The organism is Micromonospora sp. NPDC047557, from assembly GCF_043205095.1.
GTDB lineage: Bacteria > Actinomycetota > Actinomycetes > Mycobacteriales > Micromonosporaceae > Micromonospora.
This window is the reverse complement of sequence record NZ_JBIDDK010000010.1, coordinates 150,414-176,256: the sequence shown is the minus strand read 5'-3', so window position 1 is coordinate 176,256 and position 25,843 is coordinate 150,414. Positions and strand designations below refer to the sequence as shown.

At 69.1% G+C, this 25,843-nt stretch carries 16 protein-coding genes and 2 pseudogenes; 8 read left to right on the top strand and 10 right to left on the bottom strand.

The genetic code is table 11. The annotated features are described in order from the left end of the window. Positions 1 to 82 precede the first annotated feature (82 nt). Both ACGGAQ_RS22755 and ACGGAQ_RS22750 read right to left on the bottom strand, forming a co-directional pair. The gene (locus ACGGAQ_RS22755) at positions 83 to 1,507 is read right to left on the bottom strand and encodes an endo-1,4-beta-xylanase (protein WP_393052270.1); all 1,425 of its coding nucleotides are present in this window, start codon (positions 1,505 to 1,507) and stop codon (positions 83 to 85) included. Between the two features lie 33 nt (positions 1,508 to 1,540). Next, positions 1,541 to 2,911, bottom strand: coding sequence for a PHB depolymerase family esterase (locus tag ACGGAQ_RS22750; protein ID WP_393052268.1), 1,371 nt, complete (start codon positions 2,909 to 2,911; stop codon positions 1,541 to 1,543). Between the two features lie 294 nt (positions 2,912 to 3,205). Here ACGGAQ_RS22750 and manD point away from each other — a divergent pair, with 294 nt between their 5' ends. Continuing rightward, positions 3,206 to 4,414, top strand: coding sequence for a D-mannonate dehydratase ManD (gene manD, locus ACGGAQ_RS22745; protein WP_393052267.1), 1,209 nt, complete (start codon positions 3,206 to 3,208; stop codon positions 4,412 to 4,414). A gap of 46 nt (positions 4,415 to 4,460) precedes the next feature. Here the strand turns inward: manD and ACGGAQ_RS22740 are convergent, their stop codons facing one another. The 6 genes from ACGGAQ_RS22740 to ACGGAQ_RS22715 all read right to left on the bottom strand — a co-directional run bounded on the left by ACGGAQ_RS22740 (position 4,461) and on the right by ACGGAQ_RS22715 (position 13,542). Next, positions 4,461 to 6,599 carry an alpha-glucuronidase gene (locus tag ACGGAQ_RS22740; protein ID WP_393052265.1) on the bottom strand — a complete coding sequence of 713 codons (2,139 nt, stop codon included), beginning with the start codon at positions 6,597 to 6,599 and terminating at the stop codon, positions 4,461 to 4,463. A gap of 43 nt (positions 6,600 to 6,642) precedes the next feature. Further along, positions 6,643 to 7,329, bottom strand: a complete 687-nt coding sequence (locus tag ACGGAQ_RS22735; protein ID WP_393052263.1) for a hypothetical protein — start codon at positions 7,327 to 7,329, stop codon at positions 6,643 to 6,645. Between the two features lie 196 nt (positions 7,330 to 7,525). Next, complete coding sequence (locus ACGGAQ_RS22730) at positions 7,526 to 9,169, bottom strand: extracellular solute-binding protein (RefSeq protein WP_393052261.1); 1,644 nt, start codon at positions 9,167 to 9,169, stop codon at positions 7,526 to 7,528. 45 nt (positions 9,170 to 9,214) lie between these two features. After that, a complete protein-coding gene (locus tag ACGGAQ_RS22725; protein WP_393052259.1) occupies positions 9,215 to 10,153 on the bottom strand; it encodes a carbohydrate ABC transporter permease in 939 nt (312 codons plus the stop codon). Next, complete coding sequence (locus tag ACGGAQ_RS22720) at positions 10,150 to 11,142, bottom strand: ABC transporter permease (RefSeq protein WP_393052258.1); 993 nt, start codon at positions 11,140 to 11,142, stop codon at positions 10,150 to 10,152. The genes ACGGAQ_RS22725 and ACGGAQ_RS22720 overlap by 4 nt, the downstream gene beginning before the upstream one ends. A gap of 9 nt (positions 11,143 to 11,151) precedes the next feature. Further along, positions 11,152 to 13,542: a glycoside hydrolase family 3 N-terminal domain-containing protein gene (locus ACGGAQ_RS22715; RefSeq protein WP_393052256.1), complete on the bottom strand. Its 2,391-nt coding sequence runs from the start codon at positions 13,540 to 13,542 to the stop codon at positions 11,152 to 11,154. Positions 13,543 to 13,857: 315 nt separating this feature from the next. Between ACGGAQ_RS22715 and ACGGAQ_RS22710 the strand changes: the two genes are divergently transcribed. The 3 genes from ACGGAQ_RS22710 to ACGGAQ_RS22700 all read left to right on the top strand — a co-directional run bounded on the left by ACGGAQ_RS22710 (position 13,858) and on the right by ACGGAQ_RS22700 (position 17,381). Beyond that, positions 13,858 to 14,892, top strand: coding sequence for a LacI family DNA-binding transcriptional regulator (locus ACGGAQ_RS22710; RefSeq protein WP_393052254.1), 1,035 nt, complete (start codon positions 13,858 to 13,860; stop codon positions 14,890 to 14,892). A 15-nt stretch (positions 14,893 to 14,907) separates the two neighbouring features. Then, the gene (locus ACGGAQ_RS22705) at positions 14,908 to 15,912 is read left to right on the top strand and encodes an acetylxylan esterase (RefSeq protein WP_393052252.1); all 1,005 of its coding nucleotides are present in this window, start codon (positions 14,908 to 14,910) and stop codon (positions 15,910 to 15,912) included. Between the two features lie 269 nt (positions 15,913 to 16,181). Further along, a complete protein-coding gene (locus tag ACGGAQ_RS22700; protein WP_393052250.1) occupies positions 16,182 to 17,381 on the top strand; it encodes a cellulose binding domain-containing protein in 1,200 nt (399 codons plus the stop codon). Between the two features lie 154 nt (positions 17,382 to 17,535). On the opposite strand, the pseudogene ACGGAQ_RS22695 reads toward ACGGAQ_RS22700, so the two are convergent. Then, positions 17,536 to 18,099 (bottom strand): annotated as a pseudogene (locus tag ACGGAQ_RS22695) (DUF6193 family natural product biosynthesis protein). A 506-nt stretch (positions 18,100 to 18,605) separates the two neighbouring features. After that, a complete protein-coding gene (locus tag ACGGAQ_RS22690) occupies positions 18,606 to 19,280 on the bottom strand; it encodes a hypothetical protein (RefSeq protein ID WP_393052249.1) in 675 nt (224 codons plus the stop codon). Between the two features lie 73 nt (positions 19,281 to 19,353). Between ACGGAQ_RS22690 and ACGGAQ_RS22685 the strand changes: the two genes are divergently transcribed. From ACGGAQ_RS22685 to ACGGAQ_RS22670, 4 genes and pseudogenes are all read left to right on the top strand, one after another. Beyond that, positions 19,354 to 19,770, top strand: a complete 417-nt coding sequence (locus ACGGAQ_RS22685; RefSeq protein ID WP_393052247.1) for a VOC family protein — start codon at positions 19,354 to 19,356, stop codon at positions 19,768 to 19,770. 487 nt (positions 19,771 to 20,257) lie between these two features. After that, on the top strand, positions 20,258 to 20,554 hold the full coding sequence (locus tag ACGGAQ_RS22680; protein WP_393052246.1) for a hypothetical protein: 297 nt from the start codon (positions 20,258 to 20,260) through the stop codon (positions 20,552 to 20,554). A gap of 867 nt (positions 20,555 to 21,421) precedes the next feature. Further along, positions 21,422 to 24,295: a BTAD domain-containing putative transcriptional regulator gene (locus ACGGAQ_RS22675; RefSeq protein ID WP_393052244.1), complete on the top strand. Its 2,874-nt coding sequence runs from the start codon at positions 21,422 to 21,424 to the stop codon at positions 24,293 to 24,295. Positions 24,296 to 24,675: 380 nt separating this feature from the next. Then, a pseudogene (locus tag ACGGAQ_RS22670) lies at positions 24,676 to 25,353 on the top strand (hypothetical protein); the annotation flags it as partial. Positions 25,354 to 25,843: the final 490 nt, after the last annotated feature.

Genomic DNA, 25,843 nt, shown 5'->3' with positions numbered 1-25,843 from the left:
ACGGGTGACGCAAACCTCTTGATCACGAGGGTGGAGCGGGGGTGGGACCGGGTGGGGTTGGGTTGGGTGGGGTGGGTGGGTTTTAGCGGGGGGCGCAGGTGGGGGTCAGGGTGCCGGCGGTGCCGGTGCCTTGGAAGCCGAACTCCGTGGACTGTCCGGCCCCGACCTGGCCGTTGTAGGACACGTTCGTCCAGTTCGTCGTGCCGCTGTTACCGCTGCGGTCGGCGCTCCAGGCGTTGGTGACGGTCGCGCCGGACGGCAGGGTGAGCGTCACGGTCCACCCGTTGAGGGCCGACGAGCCGGCGGTCACCCGTACGTTCGCCACGAAGCCGCCGTTCCACTGGTTCACCGTCACCGACGCCGAGCAGCCGGTCTGCCCCGGCGGCGGGGTCGTGGGCGGAGGCGTCGTGGGCGGCGGGGTGGTGGGCGGAGGCGTCGTCGGCGGCGGGGTCGTCGGCGGCGGAGTGGTGGGCGGCGGGGTCGTCGGGTTGGTACCGCTGTTCAGCGCCGCGAGCACGGCGTCGTACGCGGCCTTCTTCTGCCCGCTGCTGTTGAACAGCAGCGGCGTCTGCGAGGACCGCCACGAGTCGCTGTCGCGGATGCCCCACACGGTGATGCCGTTGCAGCGCGGCACCGCCAGGCAGTCCTCGACCACGGCGCGGTACGTGTTCGCCGGAGCGCCCTGGATGTCCAGCTCGGTGATCTGCACGTCCACGCCCAGCGCCGCGAAGCTCGACAGCGTGGTGCGGTAGTTGCTGGCGTACGGGGAGTCGTTGTTGAAGTGCGACTGGAATCCGACGCAGTCGATCGGCACGCCACGGGCCTTGAAGTCGCGGACCATGTTGTAGACGCCCTGGGTCTTGGCCCAGGTCCAGTTGTCGGTGTTGTAGTCGTTGTAGCAGAGCTTCGCGCCCGGGTCCGCGGCCCGGGCGGCCCGGAACGCGGCCTCGATCCAGTCGTCGCCGGTGCGCTGGAGGTTCGAGTCGCGACGGCCGCCGGAGTTGCCGTCGGCGAACGCCTCGTTCACCACGTCCCAGGAGTAGATCTGCCCGCGGAAGTGCGTGGCCACCTGCGTCACGTGGTTGAGCATCGCCTGGCGCAGGGCGCTGCCGCTCATGCCCTGCATCCAGCTGGGCTGCTGTGAGTGCCACGCGAGGGTGTGCCCGCGTACCTGCATGCCACGGCTGCGGGCGTGGTTGACGATCTGCTCGGCCGAGCCGTAGCTGAACTGGCCCTGCTGCGGCTCGGTGGCGTCGATCTTCATTTCGTTCTCGGCCGTCACCATGTTGAACTCACGGTTCAGGATCGTGGTGTACGCGCTGTCCGAGAGCTTGTACGCGGCCACCGCCGTACCGAAGTAGCGGCCCTTCTCCGCCGCGGACGCGCCCAGGGTGGTTCCGGCGGACGCGGGCGTCACCAGGACCATTGCCATGCCGGCGGCGAGAGCGCCCGCGCCGGTCAGCGCGATCGCGGCTCTCGATGCCGCCTTCCATCTCGTTCTGCTCATCGTGCGTCTCCGTCTCTCAGATGGTGGCGTCGGTCAGGAGACCGCGCAGGTGGCCCCGTTGAGGGCGAACGACGAGGGCTTGCCGGTGCCGCCGGTGTGGGTGGCCTGGAACCCGATCTCGACCGACGCGTTCGGGGCGATGGTGCCGTTGTAGGAGACGTTGCGGGCGGTGACCGCTCCGCTCGTCGGGGAGTAGGTGGCGTTCCAGCCGTTGGTGATGGTCTGGCCGCTGGGCAACGTGAAGGTCAGCGCCCACCCGTTGACGGCGGCGGTACCGGTGTTGGTGATGGTCACGCTCGCGGTGAGACCCGAGTTCCAGGCGTTGACCGTGTACCCGACGCGGCACGCACCCGCACTCGGCGGCGGCGTGGTGGGTGGCGGCGTGGTCGGCGGGGGTGTGGTCGGGGGCGGCGTGGTGGGTGGCGGCGTCGTCGGCGGCGGCGTGGTGGGCGGAGGCGTCGTCGGCGGCGGCGTCGTCGGGGGCGTCGTGCCGTCCAGCCCGAAGAAACGGATCACCTGGGCGGCGTCGACCGGGATGTTGTGCGTGACGCCCTGCATGCTGATCGCCTCGACCGGTGCCATCGGGCCGCTGCTGCCGTACCGGGTGCGGGTGTACCCGGACTGCGGGGAGTCGGTGTACGTCGGGGTCTGGCTCAGACCGTGCACGTTCGTCCACTGCTTGATCTGCTCGCCGAAGTTCGGGTAGCGCAGCGTCTCGTCGCTGGTGCCGTGCCAGATCTGCATCCGCGGTCGCCGGCCGGTGTAGCCGGGGTACGCCCCGCGGACCAGGTCACCCCACTGCTGCGCGGTCTTGATGGACTGCCCGTTCGCGCACTCGCTGTTCCACTCCGAGGTGCCCCCGGTGGCGAAGCAGGCGAACGGCACCCCGGCGAACGACGCGCCCGCCGCGAACACGTCCGGGTAGTCGCCGAGCATGACGTTGGTCATCATCGCGCCCGACGAGGTGCCGGTGGCGAAGACGCGGTCCGGGTCGGCTGAGTACCGCTGCTTCACGTAATCGATCATCGACACGAGCCCGACCGGGTCGCTGCCACCACCTCGGCGCAGCGCCTGCGGCGAGGCCACGTCCCAGCACTTGCTGCTGCGCGTCGCCGACGGGTAGATGACAATGAATCCATACCGGTCGGCGAGGGACGCGTACTGCGTGCCGGAGTAGAAGGCGGGGCCCGTTCCGGTGCAGTAGTGCAGGGCGAGCAGGATTCCTGGCCGGGATGCGACCCGGTCCGGGACGTACAGATGCATCTGGAGGTTGGTGGGGTTGTTGCCGAAGCCGGTCACCTGGGTGAGCGTCGCGGCCGATGCGGGGGTGGCGAACGCCAGCGCGGCGGCGGCGACTGTCGCGACCGCCGTGAGGACGCCGAGCAGCCTTGTCTTCAGTGTCATGGTTCGCGATTCCTCGGGAGAATGGCGCATGGAAGGGGGTTAGTCGAGGACTGCCCTTCGCCCGACCGTGACCGCGGCTCGCGTGACCGATGTCAGCTTCGATCGAGCACACTCGATTGTCAAGGCTTCCGGAAACCTTTCGGGACAAAGGATTGGGCCTTCACCTGCGCACGGGTGCGGGCCCGCCGAACCGTTCGGCGCCGGCCGCCGGCGGGATATTATCGGCACGTTCCCGGTAAGCAGAACGTCCTCGTGTGCACCCCCTACGACCCCCGTAGGCACGAAGGAGATCGCGTGAAGATCGTCGACGCCCGGGTCATCGTGACCTCTCCGGGCCGCAACTTCGTCACCCTCAAGATCGTCACTGACGAGGGCGTCACCGGCGTCGGGGACGCCACCCTCAACGGCAGGGAGCTGGCCGTCGCGTCGTACCTGCGCGACCACGTGGCGCCGCTGCTGATCGGCCGGGATCCGGCGCGGATCGAGGACACCTGGCAGTACCTGTACCAGGGCGCGTACTGGCGGCGCGGGCCCGTCACGATGAGCGCGATCGCCGCGGTGGACACCGCGCTGTGGGACATCAAGGGCAAGGTGGCGGGCCTGCCGGTCTACCAGCTGCTCGGCGGCCGGTCCCGCGAGGGCGTCACGGTGTACGGCCACGCCAACGGCGAGACCGTCGAGGAGGTCCTGGTCGAGGTCGCCCGCTACGTCGACCTCGGCTACCGGGCGGTCCGGGTGCAGTGCGGTGTGCCGGGCCTGCCCAAGACGTACGGGGTCAGCGCCGACAAGCTCTTCTACGAGCCGGCCGACGCGGCGCTGCCCAGCGAGACCACCTGGTCGACGCCGCGCTACCTGACCCACGTACCCACCGTGTTCGCCCGGGTCCGTGACGAGTTCGGCCCCACTCTGCGGCTGCTGCACGACGTGCACCACCGGCTCACGCCCATCGAGGCGGCCCGGCTCGGCCAGAGTCTGGAGCCCTACGCGCTGACCTGGATGGAGGATCCGGTCCCCGCCGACCTCCAGGAGGGCTTCCGGCTGATCCGGCAGCACACCACCACCCCGATCGCCGTGGGTGAGGTCTTCAACAGCGTCTTCGACGCGGCGCAGCTCATCCGGGAACAGCTCATCGACTACATCCGGGCCACGGTGGTGCACGCCGGCGGCATCACCCACCTGCGTCGCATCTTCGACCTCGCGGCGCTGCACCACGTCCGCAGCGGCTCACACGGCGCCACCGACCTGTCGCCCGTGTGCATGGCCGCCGCGCTCCAGCTCGACATCTCGATCCCCAACTTCGGCCTACAGGAATACATGCGGCACACCGCGCAGACCGACGAGGTGTTCCCGCACGGCTACCACTACGCCGACGGCTACCTGCATCCCGCCGAGACCCCCGGCCTCGGCGTCGACATCGACGAGGAGGCGGCGGCCCGCTACCCGTACGCGCCCGCGTACCTGCCGGTGAACCGGTTGGAGGACGGGACCGTCCACCCCTGGTGAGCGCGACGGCGCCGGTGCTCCGGCCGGCCCGATCGGGCCGGCCGGATCAGTGGATGCGCCGCCCCCGCGCGTCGGGCACCCCGGACTTGCGGAAGAAGTACGTGTTGATCTGGTCCCGCCACTCGGCGGCGCAGCGCACCTGCTCGTCGAGGCGCTCGGCCACCCGTTCGTACACGGCCGGATCGATCATTCCGTTCAGGGTCCGCCACCGCCGCCGCATCACCGCCACCTCCTCGACGCCCGCGAAGTGGGTGTCGTAGATGTGCTGGATGACGGTGGACCCGCTGTGCAGGACGTGCGTGTACGGGACGTGGTGGAAGAAGAGCAGCAGTTCGTCCGGGCACGTCCGGGGCGACTCGTACACCTCGGCCCAGTAGGGCGGGTACTGGCCGGCGAAGCCGGTGCCCGAGGCGCGACTGCGGTCCACGCCGACGCCGTCGCGGTCGGCGAAGTGGTAGGTGCCCCACCGCGAGTACTCGTACCCGTCGACGTCGGGGCCGTAGTGGTCGCCGGGATGGACCATGAAGCCGACGCCCAGCGGGGCGGTGTACCGCTCGTACGTCCGCCAGGAGTCGTCCATGATCTCGTGCAGCGTCCGCCGCACCAGCTCCGGCTCGGCGGTCGCCGACGGCGGGAACGTCAACGTCATCCACTCGTCGAGGACCGCCGTCGGATCGAGGCGCGGATCCCAGGCGAGCCGGCCGAACGTGTAGAGGTTGGCCTGTGCCAACGGGTGCCCCGTCCAGAAGGGGTCGTCGCCGGTGTTGGCGACGGCGACCAGGCCACCCCCCTTGCCGGCCTCCCCGGTGACCACGTCGGCGATCGTCCGACCGCCGGGGCCCCAGGGCGCGAAGCGCAGCACCTCACCCCAGCACGGCCCGAGGTGGCAGACGTGCCGCTGCTGACCCGTGTACTCCTGGGTGACCTGCAGCTCCACGGCGATCCGGGTGGCCGGCATGGCGGCCAGCACCGGCGAGACCGGCTCCCGCGTCTGGAAGTCCACCGGGCCGAACTTCACCTGGAGGACCACGTTGGTGCGGAACCGCCCGTCGAGCGCGGCGAAGTGGTCGTACGCGGCCCGCGCCCGGTCGGTGGAGCGATCCCGCCAGTCCTGGTGGTGGTTGTAGACGAACGCCCGCCAGTGCACCACTCCCCCGTACGGGGCGAGGGCCTCGGCGAGCAGGTTCGCCCCGTCGGCGTGGTCGCGCCCGTAGGTGAACGGGCCGGGTTGCCCCTCGGAGTCGGCCTTCACCACGTAGCCGCCGAAGTCGTCGATGCGCTCGTACACCCGCCGGGTGGTGGCGGCCCACCAGGCGCGTACCTCGTCATCGAAGGGGTCGGCGGTGGACAGTCCACCGAGGATCATCGGCGCGGCGAAGGTGACCGACAGGTGCACCCGGATGCCGTACGGGCGCAGCACGTCCGCGATCTCCGCCACGTCGCCGAGCCGGTCGGTGAGCAGCAGCGCCTCGGCGCGACCCACGTTGACGTTGTTCACCGAGATCGCGTTGATCCCGCTGGCGGCCAGCAGCCGCCCGTACTCCCGGATCCGCGCCAGGTCCCCGCGCGGACGGCCACCGGCCCAGAAGATCGAGCCGCCCGCGTACCCCCGTTCGACCTGACCCATCACCGGGTGCACGGCCACGTTGTCCCAGTGGTTCAGCATCCGTCGGCGCAGCGTGGGCCGGTGCAGCTCGGGTGGACGGGCCGGGTCGAACGCCGCCGCGCAGAGCCGTACGACGTGGAACAGCCCGTACAGCAGGCCGGCGGGCGCGTCGGCCAGCACCACCGTCGTCTCGCTGGCGCGGGCCAGCAGGAACCCCTCGTCGCCGAGCGTCGCACCGTCGCCCAGGTCGACGAGCGCCGCCTCCCCCGCCGACCGCGCCGCCTCGACCGTGGAGCTGGGCAGCTCGTCGGCGTCGCGCAGGGTGAACACCAGGTCGGCGTCGACGTCCCAGGAGGGGGAATGCCAGACCCGCCCGCCGTAGCGCCTGCAGGCGCGGGTCACCTCGTCGAGGACGGTGTCGACGAGCAGCCCGTCGCCGTGCACGAGGACGCGACGCGCGCCGAGCGCCCGGAACGCCTCCGGTGGAAGCCAGGCGGGGTGTACGCGCGGCTGCTCGATGTCGGGCGGTTCTGCCACGAACACCGGCTCCTCCAGGTCCATCGACTCGTGCGCGTTCACGCGTCCTCCCGGCCGAAGCGCGCCTCGTCGGTCGCGGACAGGCTCATGCGGTGAACTCCTTCCGGATCAGGTGGATCATCGGGTCGCCGACGCGCAGGACCGCCAGGACCACGACCGAGGCGAGCAGCGCCAGGACCGCCTCGGAGAAGACCGCGGTGACCCCGGCCGCCGCGGCGAGCAGCAGGGCGTTGCCGACGGTGACCCCGGGGGTACGGACGAGGAAGTGCACGGCCAGGCGCAGGACGTCGCGGGTGCGGAACTCGAACAGCGAGGTGATCACCAGCGCGTTGGCGGCGCAGAGGGTCACCCCGACCGCGATCAGGACCAGCGGCACCACCCACCACCTTCCGAGGCCGACCGCACCGGAGTAGGCGAGGTTCAGCGCGAGCACGGTCAGCCACAGCAACGTCGGCGCCCAGATTCGCAGCGCGCCCCCGACGTTGATCCGGTAGCCCCGCCAGAACAGGGCGGCGGGCCGCAGGTCCGTCAGGTCGGGCCGCTGGTGGCGCAGCGCGTACAGGGCGGCGCAGACCGCCGGACCGACCGGCAGCAGCAGGAGCGCGACCAGCGGCAGGTTGCTGGGGTCGCGGCCGAGCAGCAGCAGCGGGAGCAGGCCGGGCAGCGTGGCGACCAGGAGCAGCACCTCGACCACGAGCAGCGTGTAGACGCGGGACGCGAACCGGGACAGGGGCCCGTCGCCGAACTGCCGCCCAGCGTGCGCGGTGCTCATCGGTGCTCTCCCGGCGCGGCGCCGAGGTCGAGGTACGCGCGGCCGGTGCCGACGGCGAAGCGCCAGGCATCGGACAGTCGGCCCTGCGGATCCGCCGACACGGTCATGCGCGTCATCTCGTCCTCTTCGGTGCGGTGCGCGGCTGACGGTGCTCGGCCGGTCCGGTCGTGACGGGCACCACCGGACCGGCCGACGGTCAGCCGTGGTCCTTCTGGTACCTGTCGTACGCCTTGTTGATCATGGCCAGGTAGGTGTCCATGTTCTTGCCCTTCAACTCGGCCAGGTACGCGTCCCACTGGGAGAAGTCGCGCTGGCCGAGTGCGAACTGCAGGGTCGCCTGGTAGACGGCGTCCTTCAGCGGCGTCTCCCACAGGGACGCCTGCTCCCGTTCCTCGTCGGTCAGGGGGTGCGGCGGGGGCACCGCGACCGGCGGACGGGCGTTGAGCACCTTCTGGAACTCCTGCTCCTCCGGGGAGAAGAAGCCCTGCACCAGTTCCGGCTTGCCGCCGTAGGCGAACACGCCGTTGTAGAAGCCGAAGTCCTTCTGCAGATGCTTGGACGCCTTCGGGTTCAGGCCGATGACGTTGACGTCGGGTGCCAGTTTGGGCTTACCGGCGGCGTCCCGGACGAACGTCGTGCCCTCGACGCCCCACTTGGCGAACTCCTGGCCGGCGTCGGAATACCAGAGCCAGTCGATGAACTGCATCATCGCCACGAAGTTCTTGCTGTCGCGGGCCTTCGAGGAGATCATCACGCCGTTCTCCAGGCGGCTGGCGGGGTTGACCGCACCGGCCGGCCCGATCGGCAGCGGGATCTTGGCGATCGTCGCCTTGGGGTTGGTCTTGGCGAGGTCGGGTCGGTAGTCGTTCACGACTGCCTGCGCGTTGGCGCTGATCACGAAGGACTTGCCGTTGGCGAGCTTCTGCCGGGCCTGTTCGTCGGTCTGAGTGAAGCTCTCCGGGTCGAGCAGCTTCTCCGACACCAGCTTGTTGAGGTACTGGAGCATCTGCTTGTACTGCTCCGTGGCGCCGGTGTAGACGAACTTCTTGGCGTTCGCGTCCCAGGAGGTGTGCTGGAAGTTCCAGCCCGCGCCCTGCAGTCCGTACGACACGGCCAGGATGTTGAGCAGGTTGCCGGCCGGGTTGGGCTTGCTCCACCGGTCGGAGAACGGATACACGCTCGGGTATTTGGCCTTCATGGCCTTGAGCACCGTGTACAGCTCGTCCCAGGTCTTCGGGGCCGTCAGGTGCAACTCGTCGAGGATGTCGGTCCGGATCGCCAGCGAGTAGTCCTGCCAGGGCTTCTCATGCAACCCCGGCAGCAGGTAGAACTTGCCGTCCTCCTGGCGCCGCGTGTCGAGCTCGGGCTTGAGGTTCCACCGCGAGATCTTGTCCTGCAGGTTGGGCATCAGGTCCAGGTAGTCGCTGACCGGCAGGACCGCCCCGGAGGAGACGTAGGCGTCCTCCTGGCCGGGGTACGTCTTCGGGATGATCATCGGAGCGTCACCCGCGCCGATCAGCAGGCTGCGCTTCTGTTCGTAGTCGCTCAACGGCACGGCGACCGGCGAGAGCGTGACGTTGGCCCGCGACTTCAGCTCATTCCAGAAGAGCCAGTCCTCGCGCAGGGGATAGTTCGGATGGTTGTTGTAGAGGATGGAGAAGGAGACCGGCTCGCTCGCCTTGAACTGCTTGCCGATGCCGTAGTCGGCCATCGCACCGGCCCGGTTCTCCGACAGGTCCTTGGCGTCGGACGGATCCTCGCTACAGGCGGCGATACTGGTGGCCGCGAGCAGAGCGGCTACCGCCGCTGTCGCGGCGCGGCGCCACGATCGGTGGAGCATGGCGGTCCTTTCGGGTTCGGTGGTGGGGAATGGTGGACGTGCCGGTCAGCCCTTGACGGCGCCGAGCATCACGCCGCGGACGAAGTACCGCTGGACGAAGGGGTAGACCACGAGGATGGGCAGGGTGGTGAGCACGATCGTCACGGCCTTGAGCGTCGCGTCGGCCTGCACCTCGTCGGCCTCGGAGATGACGCCGACGTTCTCCGCGCCGGTGGCCCCCGCGATCAGGTTGCGCAGATAGACGGTCACCGGCCACAGCTCCTGCTGGTCCATGTAGAGGAAGGCGGCGAACCAGGAGTTCCAGAAGGCCACGGCGTAGAACAGCACCATCGTGGCGACGATCGCCTTCGACAGCGGCAGCACGATGCGCAGCAGGATGCCGTACGTGTTGAGGCCGTCGACGGCAGCGGCCTCTTCCAGGTCGGTGGGCAGACTTTCGAAGAACGCCTTCATCACCAGCAGGTTGAACACGTTGATCGCGTTGGGCACCGCGATGGCCCAGACGGAGTTCTTCATGCCCAGGCTGGTGACCAGCACGTAGTTGGGGATCAGGCCGCCGGTGAAGAACATGGTGAACACCGCGATACCGATCAGAGCGGTACGGCCCCGCAGGTGCTTCTTGGACAGCACGTAGGCGTAACAGGTGGTCAGCACGATCGAGATGGCCGTGGCGACGACCGTGTAGAAGACGGTATTGCGGTAGTTCGTCCAGAACAGCGAGTCGTTCAGCACCAGCCGGTAGGTGTCCAGGTTGAACCCGCGCGGCACGAGGTTGACCTTGCCGGCGATGAGGTACCGCTCGTCACTGAGCGAGCGGGCCACGACGTTGACGAACGGGAACAGCGTCGCCACCACGACGATGGTGAGCACTACCGCGTTGCACGCCTGGAACACGCGGTAGCCCCGGCTCGGGCGGATTCCGCGCGGCCGGGCGCGGGCGGGCAGGTCGCTGGCGCTGGCCGTGTCGGTGGCGTCGACGGTCACCACAGGCTCGTCCCGACGGTACGGCGGGCGATCAGATTCGCCGTCAGGACCAGCGTGAGCCCGATGACCGCCTCGAACAACCCGATGGCGGCGGCGTAGCTGAAGTTGCTGGACCCGAAGCCCATCCGGAACAGGTACGTGGAGAGCACGTCGGCGGTCGGATAGGTCAGCGGGTTGTAGAGCAGCAGGATCTTCTCGAACCCGACCGCCATGAAGCTGCCGATGTTGAGGATCAGCAACGTCACCATGGTGGGGCGGATGCCCGGCAGCGTCACGTGCCAGGTCTGCCGCCACCGGTTGGCGCCGTCGATCCGGGCCGCCTCGTACAGGTCGTCGTCGACGGTGGTGAGCGCGGCGAGGTAGAGAATGGTGCCCCAGCCAACCGTCTGCCAGACCTCCGACGACACGTAGATGGTCCGGAACCACTCGGCTCGTTGCAGGAACGGCACCGCGTCGCCGCCGGTGGCCTGCACGATCTGGTTGATGGTGCCGTCGACCGAGGTCAGCTGCATGACCATGGCCGCCACGATCACGATCGACAGGAAGTGCGGCAGGTAGGACACGGACTGGACGAAGCGCCGCAGGCGGCGGGCGCGCACCTCGTTGAGCAGCAGCGCCAGGACGATCGGCAGCGGGAAGCAGAACAGCAGGGTCAGCGTCCCGAGCACCAGCGTGTTGGTGAAGACGTCCCAGAACGTCGGGTCGGTGAGGAACATCCGGAAGTACCGCAGCCCCACCCAGTACTCACCGAAGATGCTGCCGCCGGGCTTGAACCGTCGGAACGCGATGACGTTGCCGATCATCGGGAGGTACCGGAAGACCAGGAAGAACAGCAGAGGCAGAACGGCGAGCGAGTAGAGCTGCCAGTCCCGGCGCAGCGCCTGCCGCCAGGTGCGGCGCCGGCGCGGTGCGCGCGGCGGCCCGACGGCGGCCTCCGCCGGAGCGCCGGGTGGCGCCGGCGGCGGTGGCCGTAACGTTCCGGACGTCATCCTCGCCTCCTATGCGGAGTGCGGTACGGCCACCAGGGGCTCGATCCGCACCGACGTGAGTAGTTCCCGCTGGTGGCCCACCTCGCGCTCGGCCCCGGTCAGCCGCAGCGCCACGGCCGCCGCCATCTCGCCGCTCGACCGCCCGAACCGCAGCTCCACCGCGCCGGGCTCGACGATGCGCCGACCGGACCGGCCGGTGAACGACGCGATGTCGGCCGGTACGCCGAACGTCACGTGCGCCTCCGCCCCGGGCTCCAGCGGCACCCGGGTGTAGCCGACGAGCCGGATCACCGGGCGGGTGGTCTGCGCCACCGGGTCGTGCAGGTAGAGCTGCACCACCTCGGTGCCGGCCCGGTCACCCGTGTTGCGGACGGTGATCCGCACCCGCACCTCGCCGTCGACCGGCCAGTCCGTCGTCTCGTCCCGATCCCCATCCGCCGACGGCACGACCGTGGCGTCGGACCACTCGAAGCTGGTGTAGCTCAGGCCGTGGCCGAACGGGTACGCCGGGGTCGTGTCGATCGAGGACACCTGGTTGCGGTGCCCGAGCGGCGGCGACAGGTAGGTGCCCGGCAGTCCGCCGGCGTCGCGGGGGACGCTGACCGGCAGCCGCCCGGACGGGTTCACCGCGCCGATGAGCACCTCGGCGAGCGCCTGCCCGCCGAGCTGGCCAGGGAAGAACGCCTGCACGACGGCCGCCGCGGCATCGAACTCCGGGCCGAGCGCGTACGGCCGGCCGGTCATCAGCACCAGCACGACCGGGGTGCCGGTGGCGAGGACGGCCCGGACGAGGTCGGCCTGCACCCCGGGCAGCCGCAGGTCGGCGGCGTCGCAACCCTCGCCGGAGGTGCCCCGGCCGAACATTCCCGCCCGGTCGCCGACGGCGAGCACACACACGTCGGCGGCGGTGGCCGCGGCGACCGCGGCCGGGATGCCCGAGGTGTCCTCACCGGTGATGGCGCAGCCCGGCTCGTGGGTGAGCAGGGGGACGCGGCGGGCCAGTTCCTCGCGCAGCGAGGCGATGTCCAGGCCGAGGCCGTGGTCGCTGTGGTTGACGCCGACGTGGTTCGGGAAGGAGTAGCAGCCGAGCATGGCCATCGGGTCGTCGGCGACCGGACCCACCAGGGCGACGCGGCTCGCGACGGGCAGCGGCAGGACCCCGTCGTTGCGCAGCAGGACGACGGACTCGCGGGCCAGGCGTACGGCGACGTCCCGGCTGGCCTCGTCGTCGAGGCGCAGCTCCGCGACGCCGTCGGGCACCTCGTGCCAGTCCTCGTCGAGCAGGCCGAGCTCGATCTTCTGGATCAGCACCCGACGCAACGCCCGGTCGATCAGCGCCTCGTCGATCTGGCCGGCGCGGACCGCCTCCACCAGCGCGTCGCCGAAGGCGTCCACGGTGGGCAGTTCCACGTCGATCCCGGCGCGCAGGGCCAGGTGGGCGGCGTCGGCGGCGCCCTCGGCGACACCGTGCAGAGTCTGCAGGAACCGTACGGCGAAGTAGTCGGCGACCACGGTGCCGGTGAAACCCCATTCATCGCGCAGCAGCCCGGTCAGCAGGTGCTCGTCGGCGGCGGCCGGCATGCCGTCGATCTCGGCGTAGGAGTTCATCACCGACCGCGCGCCGCCGAGGCGCATGGCCATCTCGAACGGCGGCAGGATGACGTCGGCCAGCTCGCGGCGCCCCATCGACACCGGGGCGAGGTTGCGGCCACCCCGGGAGGCCGAGTAGCCGGCGAAGTGCTTGAGGGTGGCCACCACGCCGGCGTTCTCCAGGCCCCGCACGTACGCCGCGCCGGTCGTCCCCACCAGGTACGGGTCCTCCCCGATCGTCTCCTCGGTGCGGCCCCAGCGGTAGTCGCGGGTGACGTCGACGACGGGCGCGAGCCCCTGGTGTACGCCCGCGGCGCGCATCGACCGGCCGATCCGGCCGGCCATCTCCTGGACCAGGTCGGGGTCGAACGACGCGCCCCAGGCCAGCGGGGTCGGGTAGACGGTGGCCCGCCAGGCCGCGAACCCGGTGAGGCACTCCTCGTGCACCTGGGCGGGAATGCCGAACCGGCTGGCGGCGACGATCTGCGCCTGGGAGGCCGCCAGCGACCGGGCGCCGAGCACCGGGTCGACCGGCGCGGTGCCGAACGGCCGGGTGAGCTGGCCCAGCCCGTGGGAGATGACGCTGTCCCAGGCCGGCGTCTCGGCGACCATGTCGGACTGGTGCGGGGCGACGCCCTCGCCGGAGGCGTCGGCGCCGACCCAGACACCGACGAGCTGGGCGATCTTCTCCTGCACCGACATCAGCGGGAGCAGCGCCTCGGCCCGTTCAGCCGGTGACAGCCGCGCGTCGCGCCACGGTGTGGCGTCGCGGGACGTCGTTTCGCCGTCGGCGGGCAGCTGACTTCTCATGCCGAGACCCCTTAGCTCCGGCCACGTTCCCGCACCCTCGTGGGACCGGTCCGTGGCGGACGTATGCGATCCGAAACTTTCCGGAAACCCGAGCTACCTTTTCGGCAACCTAAGTCCACCGCCCGGATGTAGTCAAGGGGCTCGATCGGTCGCGGGACGGCTCCTTCGAACGGTCCGTGGCAGCGGCCATTGCGCTCGGTCATGACCGGGCCCGGGAACCGCCGCGGCCGCGCCTGAGCCATGGCCACATCGACCGTCCTGACCGACTGATCGTGTTAAGGTCTTCCGAAAATTTCGACGCTGCATGAGGCTGCGATGACAGAGCACCGCCCGCTCGACCCACCCGCCTCCACCACCATCGCGACGATCGCCCACGACGTCGGCGTGTCGGTCGCCACGGTGTCCAAGGTCCTCAACGGCCACGAGGATGTCGCCCCCGGCACCAGGGCACGGGTCGAGGAGAGTCTCGACCGTCACCGGTACCAGCGCCGCGCTCGGCGATCGTCCGGCACGGGGCGGATCGATCTCGTGTTCCACGAGTTCGACACCGGCTGGGCGATGGAGGTCCTGCGCGGCGCCGAGGCGGTCACCAGCATCGCCGGCATCGGCCTCGCGGTCTCCCAACTCGACGGTGCGCACCGCCCACCGCAACGGTGGCTCGACACGCTGCTCAGCCAACGCCCGCTGGGTGTGCTGCTCGTCCTCTGCCACCTGACCGAGACGCAGCAACAGCAGCTGCGACGCCAGGGCGTCCCGTTCGTCGTGATCGACACCGACAGCGCGACCTCGGCCTCCGTGCCCACGGTCGGGTCGAACAACTGGAACGGCGGCCTGCTCGCCGCTCGACACCTGCTGGAGCTGGGCCACCGCCGAAACGCCGTCATCTCCGGGCCGCCCGACGTGCTGTGCAGCCGGGCCCGAGCCGCGGGCTTCCAGCACGCGCATGAGGAGATCGGGTTGACCGTCGACCGCGAGCTGGTCCGCTACGGCAGCTTCTCCGCCGGCGCCGGGCACGCCCACGGGCTCGAGCTGCTGAACCGGCCGGACCGGCCCACGGCGATCTTCGCCGGCTCGGACACGCAGGCCATGGGGGTGCTCCGGGCCGCCCGGCAGTGCGGCCTGCGGGTCCCCGAGGACCTCTCCGTCATCGGGTACGACAACCTGCCGGTCGCCACCTGGACCGATCCGGCTCTCACCACCATCAACCAGCCGCTGCGCGACATGGCGGGCATCGCCACCCAGATGCTGCTCGACCTGGTCGCCGGCAACGGCCCGGCGACCAGCCGGATCGACCTGGTGACCGAGTTGGTCGTCCGGGAGAGCACCGCACCCCCCGCCCGGCAGCTCTGACCCTGCGAGGAACCGTTGCCACACTCCGACCCCGCCCTCGACGAGCTTGAGCGATACGCGCCGACCGTCGCCGAGCCCGAGGACTTCGACCAGTTCTGGCGTGGCACCCTCGCCGAGGCGGCCACCCGTGCGGTGCTCGTGGACGTCCGTCCCGAACCCACCGACCTGCGCCTGCTCGACTCCTGGGACATCACGTTCGCCGGCTTCGGCGGTGACCCGGTGCGAGCCTGGTACACCCGCCCGGCGGGTGTGCGCGGACCGCTGCCCGCCCTGGTGGAGTACGCCGGCTACGGGCGCGGACGCGGCCTGCCGCACGAGCGACTGACCTGGCCGGTCGCCGGGTACGCGCACCTGTTGATGGACAACCGGGGCCAGGCGGGGCAGCACGGCGCCGGCGACACCGCCGACCCGCACGGCAAGCCCGGTGGCCCCTGGCCGGCCACCTGGGGAATCCTCGACCCGCACGACTACCACTACCGACGTCTGATCACCGACGCGGTCCGCGCCGTCGAGGCGGTTCGCGCCCTGCCCGGAATCGACGCGGGCCGGGTCGCCGTGGTCGGCAACAGCCAGGGCGGCGGCCTGGCCCTGGCGGTGGCCGGCCTCGTCGACGACCTCGCGGCGGTGCTGGCGACGGCCCCGTTCCTCTGCGACGTCCAGCGCGCCATCACGCTCAGCGACGTCTCGCCGTACGGTGAGATCGGCCGGTACCTGGCGGTGCACCGGGAGGCCGAGGGGGCGGTCCGGCGCACGCTGTCCTATGTCGACGGGGTGACCTTCGTCCGGCGGGCGACCGCGCCGGCGCATTTCGGCATCGGCCTGCGCGACAACGTCTGCCCGCCGAGCACGGGCTTCGCCGCCTACAACCAGTACGGCGCCGCGACCGGACGGGCCGTCCCGCCGCAGCGGGAGATGCACGTCTACCCGTTCAACGGCCATGAGGGCGGCGAGGCCGTGCACGTCCGGCGGCAGCTCCGCTGGCTCGCCGCGACACTTGCGGGCGCAGCGGGCCAGGACTGACCGCTTCGTTCACTCCCGAACATCGCCGACGTTCGATCCGTTGCCCGTGTTAGCGGTAACAAGCTATGGTGCGTCCAGGCGGGGTGCAGGGCACATCTCGGCCAGGGCTCATCGATCCCGTCGTCTCCGACCGTCGATGACCAGAGCGTTCGACCAGCGGTGATGACGTCCGGGTTCCTGGTCCTCGCGCAGCTCACTCTCGCGTACCGCGCGGTTCCGCCTCGTCGGTGGGCCGCCGCTGTCGTGCCCCCACCACCTGAGGAAGCCCCATGAGCAGACCGATCCTTGGCAACCCCATCCCCCCAGCGCCCGCCACCACCGTGACGACGTCGAGGCCCCGCCGGGCCCGACTGTGGTGGGCGGCCCTGGCCGCCGTCGCGGCCATGACCGCGGCCGTCCCGGTGGCGACGGCGCCGGCGAGCGCCGAGTCCAACGGTGGGGTACGCGTCATGCCCCTCGGCGACTCGATCACCGACGGCTTCAACGTCGCCGGTGGCTACCGCATCGAACTCTGGCAGCGGTTCGTCTCCGGCGGATACCGGATCGACTTCGTCGGTTCCGGGTTCAACGGCCCGGCCAGCCTCGGTGACCACGACCACGAGGGCCACTCCGGCTGGACCATCGCCCAGATCGACGCCAACATCGTCAACTGGCTGCGCGCCACCAACCCACGGACCGTGCTGCTGCACATCGGCACCAACGACATGTACGGCGACACGTCCGGCGCCCCGGCCCGCCTGGCCACCCTGGTCGATCGCATCACCAACACCGCACCGAACGCGGAGGTGTTCGTCGCGACGATCATCCCGAAGTCCGGCGCGGACACCCAGGTCCGCGGCTACAACGCGGCGATCCCGGGGATCGTGCAGACCCGGGCCGCCGCCGGCAAGCGCGTCCACCTGGTCGACATGTACCGCGCGCTGACGCTCAGCGACCTGGCCGACGGCGTCCACCCCAATGCCACGGGTTACCGCAAGATGGCCGTCGCCTGGTACGACGCCCTGCGCACGGTGCCCGGCAGCATCGGGGGCGACACGCCGCCGACCACCGCACCGCCGACCACGGCACCGCCCACCACCGCGCCACCCACCACGGCACCGCCCACCACCGCACCGCCGACCACCGCACCGCCGACGACGCCGCCGCCGTCCGGGGGATGCCGGGTCACGTACACGGTCAACGCCTGGAACAGCGGGCTCACCGCTGCCGTGTCGGTGACCAACACCGGCAGCAGCGCGGTCAACGGTTGGGCTCTGGCGTTCACGCTGCCCAGCGGCCAGACCATCACCAGCGGCTGGAACGCCAGCTACTCCCCGTCGAGCGGGGCGGTGACCGCGGGCAACGTCTCCTACAACGGCACCATCGCCCCGAACACGTCGGTCGACATCGGCTTCCAGGCCACCCACACCGGCGACGCCGGTCGACCGTCCGCCTTCACGCTCAACGGCACCGCCTGCGCGGTCGCCTGACCCTCGTACCCGACCCGGGACGCGGGGGCGGCGAGGCTTCTTTTCGCCGCCCCCGCAGGTACGGGTGGCTCAGGACGCGTATCGGTCGGACGCCGAGCGCCGCGCCGCTCGGCGTCCGGATCTGCCGACGAGCGGATGGCCTGGCGGAGAAGTACTAGCTCTGTTCGGCTGCGCCGTACCTCACCGGACTGAGATCGGCGGGCAGGTCGCGCGCGGCCAATGACACGGCCTCCTCCGCTGTAGCGGTCTCACCGAGTTCCTGTCCCATGTAGCCCATCGTGACGATGTAGTCCTTGCCTCACCCGGCATGCAAGCACACCAGGAGATCGCGGGAGAGGCTGGGCCGGGTGCTGGTGGAGAACCGCAGAGACCAATGGCTGGTGAACGGGTAGAGCTGCCGGAGCCTTGGCTCGGTGTACGCGGCCTCGATGAGCGCGTGGTATTCGGGCCAGTTCACCTCCGCTGCCTCCGTACGCAGGTGCCGCCACTCCGATTCGACCAGCCCTGCCGGATCGCGGTCGGGCACCTCGAACCGTCCAGTCAGTTTCACGAACGACGCAGCCTGGGGGATCTCGGTCAGGGGCGCTCCGTCATGCCAGGCCTGCGCGGCTCGCGCCACCTGACCGAGATCCACCGTGTCTCCTTCGATCAAGGCCAGACCTTGGTCGCGCTCGCAACCGCGAATAGACCACCGCCGCTCAACGTAGCTGGCGGACACCTTCAACTCCTCACGGTGCGGGACGGTGGTCGGAACGACAGCGCCATGCAACGAATTGGACGCCGTAACCGGCACGCGAATGGACAGCCCTTGCCGGATGGCGACGGCTCGCAACGCCGCCGCAAGGCTGCCCTCGGCAGCAACCTCCGGATAGAGAACAACAGGATCGGGGTAGGTCGGCACGGCTCACGATTCTGCCGCACCACGCTGCCGGGACAGCCGCGAGACGGCCGGGATCGAGTCGACTCGAAGCACCCGCTCTTGCCGCGATCCGCGTGGTCATGGCTCCCCTCTGTGGCGAGCGCAACATCGTGCGGGACGACGACTTCACGTGCGCCCTGTGCGGCAGCGCCCTGCCCGCGCAGTGGAACCTCACGTCCGACTGACGGTATCCGATCTGCCGCTGAGTGTGCGCGGATCTGACGAAGTCGTATGTCGGATCGCGCAGGCGTACCTCGGTGGGCCGTCGGCCAGGCCCGCGTCGCCAGGGTCACGGCTCACCCAGGTCAATACCGGAAGACCTGCTCGGACACTCGGAACGTCGTGCTGCACTGCGTGCAGTTGGCACGGCCGAACAGGTAGGTGAGGGCAATGGCGACGGATTGCTGCCCGGCCTGCACGCTCATCAGATGCAGCCGTTGACCGACGCCGTTCAACTCGTCCGGTTCGGTCGGCAGTAGCGGTGTCTGCTCGACGTCCGGCTTCGTGGCGTAGTCCTCGTGGGTGGCGAAACACCCATCCTCGCCGAAGGCCACGAACAGCGACGTCTCGCACTGCGGGCACTCGACCTCGATCTCGTCGTGCACGATCCGATCGAGCTCCGCCCCCCAGAGCTCGTCACCCTCCAGCGCCATCACCGCCTGCAGACGGAAGACGAACGAGTGCCGGTCGGTCGGTGTGGCAAGCCAGTCGTTGGTCAGCCGGTGCATGGTTGCGAACACTTCGGCGTATCGCGGCAAGTTAGCCTCATCAAGATCCGCTGCGACCTTGCCGGCAAGCATCAGAACGTTGTCGCGGTCGGCCGGTGCGTACCGGCCCGCGAGGTCGGCCAAACGCGGGATCAGGGAGGCTTCGTCCGCATCGGAGAAACCTTCGTGGCACGCCTTCTCGTATAGCGAGTCCCAAGCATCTGCGTACGGGTCGGCCGCAGCGGTCGCCAGCAACTCGTCGACCTTCGTCACGGCATGAATCTAACCAGGTCGCCGCGCCGGATCGTGCCGACGACGACAGCGCTCGGGGTGGGCGGCGAGCACGATGGACCCTGCGTACGCTGCCGTGGTGCAGATCGATCTGGTTGCCCTGATCGTTGACGAGTACGAACCCGCGATCGCGTTCTTCACCGACGTACTCGGCTTCGATCTCGTCGAGGATTCCCCATCGCTGACCACTGACGGGCGGCCCAAGCGTTGGGTCGTCGTCCGGCCACCGGGTGCCCAGACCGGGATTCTCCTCGCTCGCGCCGACGGAGACCACCAACGTGCCGCAACGGGTAACCAGGTAGCCGGCCGAGTCGGGTTCTTCCTCCGAGTCGACGACTTCGACGCCACTTACCGACGGATGGCCGAGGCCGGCGTCACCTTCGTCCGGGAGCCTAGGGCCGAGCCCTATGGCCGGGTCGCGGTCTTCCTCGACATCGCCGGCAACCGGTGGGACCTCCTCGGATGCGCCTGACGTCGCCGCAGTTGTCACTCAAGGCGCCCAGGTCAGACGTCCTGATGTGCCGCTCAGTGTGCGCGGATCTGCCGATGAGAGGTCATCCAGGGTTCAGCGCTCACAGATGTCGCTGATGCGGCAGGTCGCGGTGTCGACTCCCTCGTCACCTGGCATCACCTGCCGCCCGGCCTTCAGATAATCAGGTCCTCGCACGAAGAACAAGACTTGATCTTGTAGCGCGGTGGTTCCACGCTGTGACACATGAGATGGGACCCCGTCACCACGCTCCAACGCGCCCGCCCTGTGGATCGGCGGCGGCCAGTGGGCCGGCAAATCCACTGTCGCTGGCATTCTCGCTGAACGGTACGGCCTCACCCATTACCACTACGACTACCACGACGCTCGCGGCCATGATGATCGGCGGATAGCACAGCGGGTCCGTTGCGGCGAGTCCCCAACCGGACCGGACTGGGAGGCAGTCTGGATCCAAGCAACGCCAGAGGAGATGGCCGATCAGGTCATCGCCGACTTCCCGGACCGTTTCCAGTGGGTGCAAGACGACCTGCGTGCCCTCGTCTCCCCTCGGCCCATCCTTGCTGAGGGCTGGGGGCTACGCCCAGAACTGGTCGCGCCGGTCGCCGGCTCTATCGGCCGGATGGTGGTCATGGTCGCGGCCGAGGAGTTCCGCAACGCGCACCGATTGGGGGTCCGCGTCATCGAGGTCGACGGATCACGGGACGCCGAAGCCGTGGCCGACCTAGTGGCCGAGCACTTCGCGCCGTTCCTGCCCGAGCAGCCTTGAACGTATAACTCATCTGCCGCAAGTTGCGCGTCACAAGGCGCGACGGCTACTCGTGCTGACCGACGCACGCTCGTGGGCGTACCAGCGGACTCGCCATACTGAGCTGCATGACGCAGGCAGAGCACGTCGATGCTGTCTCCACAGCCGGCCGTCAACGCTTCGCTGATGGTGCGGACGCGGTGTCCAGGCGATTCCCGGCCTCGTTCATTCGCACGATCACCGACCGGCGACGATGCAGATCGATACCGACGTATTGCTGTCCGTCGCGGTCGGCGTCTGGCTCGCCGGCAGGGCCTCCGCCGCAGGCTCGACGACCCCGCGGGAATCGCCGTCGACGGTAAGACCCTGCGCGGCTCCCGCAGCGCCGACACCGCCGCCCGGCACGTGATGACCGCCTGCGACCAGGCCACCAGTGTGGTCCTGGCCAGCATCGACGTCGACGGCAAGACCAACGAGTCACCCTGTGCCGAGCACACTTTGCCGGGGCCCTGGGCTCGACCGGCTCGGTGCTGCCGCGCTGCGGCAGGCAATCCGCCCGTTCGCGCCGGCACGGTCGACCTTGGAGGCGAAAGTCAGGTAGGGATCGAGTGCCTTGCGGAGCTTGCCGGCGTTCTTCTCGGACTTGGCCACCCTGCGCAACACCGCGGTCAGCCTTCTCCGCCTGGACGGCGTCACCTCGATCGCACCAGCCTTAACGCCGAAACGGCCAAGATCCGTAATGATCCCTACGACTCCATGGACTCACCTAAAACGGTCAAATCTCGACCTTGCGACGGCCCTGGGATCGCGCCCTGGATATTGCCATAACTCATTGATACTTTCCTGTCGCTGCCGTTGTCCCAGCGCCGGGCGGGCAGTGTTGCGAAGATGGGGGCGACCAGCAACGAGCAGGCGCATCGGGGGATCATGCAATTTCGTCTGCTGGGGCCGGTGGAACTGTGGGAGGCAGACCAGCGGGTTGACATCGGCCCGATGAAGCAACGTGCGGTTCTCGCCGCGCTCCTCGTCGATGCCGGGCGACCGATCAGCCCAGATGTCCTGACCGACCGTGTCTGGGGCGACAAACGTCCGGCCCAGGTCCGCAACGTTGTGCACACCTATGTCACCCGGCTCCGTAGCGTATTCGCCCGGCTGCCCACCGGCTCGCCTGGCCGGCGGCCGCAACTGCTCAAACAGCCTGCCGGCTACGTGCTGGACCTGGACGCTCGAGATGTCGACCTACTGCTGTTCCGCTCGCGGGTCGGCGAGGCGGCCGCGGCGCGCACCAGTCAACCCGACCGGGCGCGGCTGTTGCGGGAAGCTATCGACCTGTGGCGCGGAGAGCCGCTTGCGGGAGTGGCCGGCGAATGGGCGGCACAGACACGCGACGCCTGGCAGATGGAACGGTGCGAAGCGGTGGCGGGCTGGGCACGGACCTCGATCGACCTGGGCCAGGGGGCCGAGGCAGTGGGACCGTTGGAGGATCTGTGCCGGCAGCATCCCTTCAACGAGTCGACTCTCGCACTGCTGATGCGGGCGATGCACGCCGCCGGACGCGATTCGGCAGCACTGGACCGCTATACGGCCATCCGGCGCGTCTTCGCCGAGGAACTCGGCATGGAGCCCGGTCCGGAGCTCCAGCAAGTACATCAAGCGATCCTCCGCGGTGAATTGCCGTCGACCGGCCCCAAGCCGGAGGCAGTGGCCCAGATCCCGACTGGTCTTTCGCACTTCGTGGGACGGGAGTCACACCTGTCCCGTCTAGCGGCTCTGCTCGCGGAGGCGGAGAACCAGCCCACCACCACGATGATCGCCACGATCCACGGCACCGCCGGCGTCGGCAAAACAACCTTGGCCGTGCACTGGGCCCGTCAGAACGCCGACCGCTTCCCGGACGGCCAGCTATACGTCGACCTGCACGGGTTCAGCGCGGACAGCACGATCGCCGACCCCGCGACGGTTCTACGTGGCTTTCTGGAAGCTCTCGGCACGCCGGCGGGACGCATCCCCGCCGGGCTGGACGACCGCGCCGCAATGTACCGGAGCTTGATGAGCGGCCGGCGAACTCTGGTCGTACTGGATAATGCCCGCGACGCCGAACAGGTCCGGCCGTTGCTGCCGGGCGCGCCGTCCTGCGTCACCCTGATCACCAGCCGTAACCAGTTGGCGGGGCTGGTGGTGACATACGGTGCCCAGTTGGTATGCCTGGATCTGCTCGACGATGGCGAGGCACGCAGCCTGGTCGTGGACCGGATCGGGGCCGCCCGGGGCGCCCAGGAACCGCAACTGCTGACCGAGATGATCGCGCGCTGTGCCGGACTGTCCTTGGCCTTGGCGGTACTGGGCAGCCGGATGGCGATGCGACCGGACGTGCCGTTGGCCGTCATGGCCGTCGAGCTGCGTGAGACCGGCAACGCCCTCGACGCCTTCGCCAGCGACGACCCGGCCACCGACGCGCGTAGCGTGCTGTCCTGGTCCTATCGGATCTTGAGCGCCCCGGCCGCGCGGTTGTTCCGGCTCCTGGGCGTTCATCCCGGCGAAGACATCACCGCCAACGCCATGGCAAGCTTGCTGGCAGTCCCCGTGCCGGCGGTCCGAGTTTTCATTCGCGAACTGACTACCGCCCAGTTGCTCTCGGAACATCGGCCCGGGCGCTACAAGCTGCACGACCTGCTCCAGGCCTACGCGGTCGAACTGGCCGGCACCGAGGACAGCGCGGCCGAGCAGCACCTGGCCGAGCGGCGACTGTTCGACCACTACCTGCACACGAGCTGCGCGGCACGAATAGCGATGAGCCCTTACCAGCTGCCACGAGCATTGGGCGAACCTTCACCCGGCACCCAAGTCGCGGAAATTCTCGATCATGCCGGCGCGATGGCCTGGTTCGCGGCCGAACATCGCGTGCTGATGAGCACGCTACGACGCGCGGCGGAGTCCGGCGCGTTCCGGCATGTCTGGTTGCTGGGCTGGTCGCTCTCCACGTTCCTGATCCGTGGGAGCTATTGGCAGGACCATCAGGATGCGATGAAGGCCGCCCTCGATGCGGCAGTACGACACGGCGATCGCGCTGGTGAAGCGTTGGTCTTACTGTGTACCGCGATGGGGCTGAGCCGTATCGGAAAGTCGGCCGAGGCGCGGATCAACCTCGAGCGGGCCGTCCGCCTCCAGGCTGAGCTGGAGGACCGGAGCGCTGAGGCGAACATCCACGGCACGCTTGCCAGTGTGCTGACACGCGAGGGAGCCTATCCCGCGGCCCTGCGCGAGGGCCGTCTCGCCGCCGATCTGTACCGCGCGGCCGGCAACACGTCGGGTGAGGCGGCAGCTTGGGGCAGCATGGCGTGGACGTTGACCCTCATGGGCCGCCCGGATTCCGCTATCGAACACGGCTTGCGGGCGTTGTCCTTGTCCTCCGCCGTCGAAGATCCGAACAGCCAGGCGGCCACCTGGCACACCATCGGGTACGCCCAGCACCAGCTCGGACGCTTTGACGACGCACGCCGCTCGTACGAGGAATCCTTGGCGCTGCTTCAACGCGGCGTCGACCGGTACAACAATGCGCGGGTGCTCGTCGATCTGGGCGACGTCCGGCGTGCGACCAACGACCTTGAGGCCGCCTCTGTGGCATGGTTGCAGGCTCTGAAGATCCTGGTGGACCTCGGCTACGCCGAGGCCGCCGACGTCAGGCGCAAGCTCATGGACCTGCGCCTCGCGACGCTCCGTACCGGGAGTGGTCCGACGACCCAGGAGCACCAGGTCCACTGAGTTAGCGGCGATTTCGCCCTGGGCGCCCCAGCGGCCAACGCCTCGATTACCCCGCCCGGCGCGCCCACCGGCCCGGCGGCCGGTCAGGGCCGAATCAAGAAACGTTCATGTACGTCCCGCGATTCTTCTCCCAGTCACCGGCATTGCCGGTCCGACATCAGGGAGAATCGATGGATTTTACCAGTCCTCATCGTCGGCTCCGGGCCACCGCTCTCGTCCTGGGTGGAGTCGCGACTGCTTCGTGGGCTGACCCGCCCTCGGGCATAGCGGCCACGGCCCGGTTCAGGGCGACAGAGCTAGAATTCGAAGGAGAGGCAGTGAGACGGTCCAACGTGCTCAGATTTCTTTTCAGAGCGCCAAGCGCAACGTTCAAATCGGTCCTGACGTCCGGCAAAACCAAGAGCTCTTTCTGTGCTGCCACCGTTGCCTCGGTGGCACTTCTCGCAGGTGTTGTCGTTGCATCCCCTGCAAGTGCAGCTGCAAACCCGAACCCGGCGCGAATCACCTCGGCCTCTTGGTGGTTGATGGAGGAGCTGCTCAAGCTTCAGCCCGGCTCGCAGAACGGCGGCATCTACGCCGACAAGCCCGGGTACCACAACACCCGAGCGGCAAACAGCTCAGACAACTACTCCGTCCGGGACGCCGAGGACAAGGGCGGCCCATCGGACAAGGCCGCTGCCTATGACTGGACGTTTCCGGAGGCTCAAAGCCTGGCCTTGAGTTCCCTGCAGGTCGATCCGAGCGCGGACAAGAAGCTTCCGGCAGGAATTACGGCAGCAGCATCGAACTACAGCAACATTGCCCGGTTCTCCAACCGCCTGCTGGCTTCCGGGCAGAACGCCAATGATCCGCGCCTGAACGGGTGGAAAGAGTTCTTCGGCCAAACCGACAATGACACGACCGTCGAGGGCTGGGATTTCCGCTACCATCGCGCAGCGTCATCCGACTCATCCCATCTATGGCATATTCACCTAAGTGAGGATCGAGACAAGGTCGAGAGCTACGACAACAAGCAGGCTCTACTCAGCGTCCTACGCGGCGAGACGGTCGACCAGTGGCTGAACCGCGGCTCGAGTGGTGGTGTGCTGGCGGGTCAGGCGGTGGTTCATGAGGGTTATACGAGTGTGTTCACGGTGAACGCGGCGGACGGGCATTTGCAGGAGTCGTTCCTGGCGCGGCTTGGTGGTGAGTGGGTGACGCAGGATCTGTCGGTGGAGGCGGGTACGCCGTCGGTAGCGGGTCAGCCGATCGCGGTGGTGCATGACGGGTACACGAGTGTGTTCACGGTCAATGCCTCGAACGGGCATTTGCAGGAGACGTTCCTGGCTCGTGTCGGTGGTGCGTGGGTGACGCAGGATTTGGGTGCGGTCGCGGTGGGACAGACGCCGTCGGTCAGTGTCCACGACGGCTTCGTCAGCGTGTTCACGGTCACCTCGGCCGGGCAGATCCAGGAGACGTACCTGTCCCGTCTGGGCGCGGCGTGGGTGACCCAGCCGTTGCCGGGTGGGGTGGTAGCGCCGTACACGTCGGTGGTGACGCACGACGGTT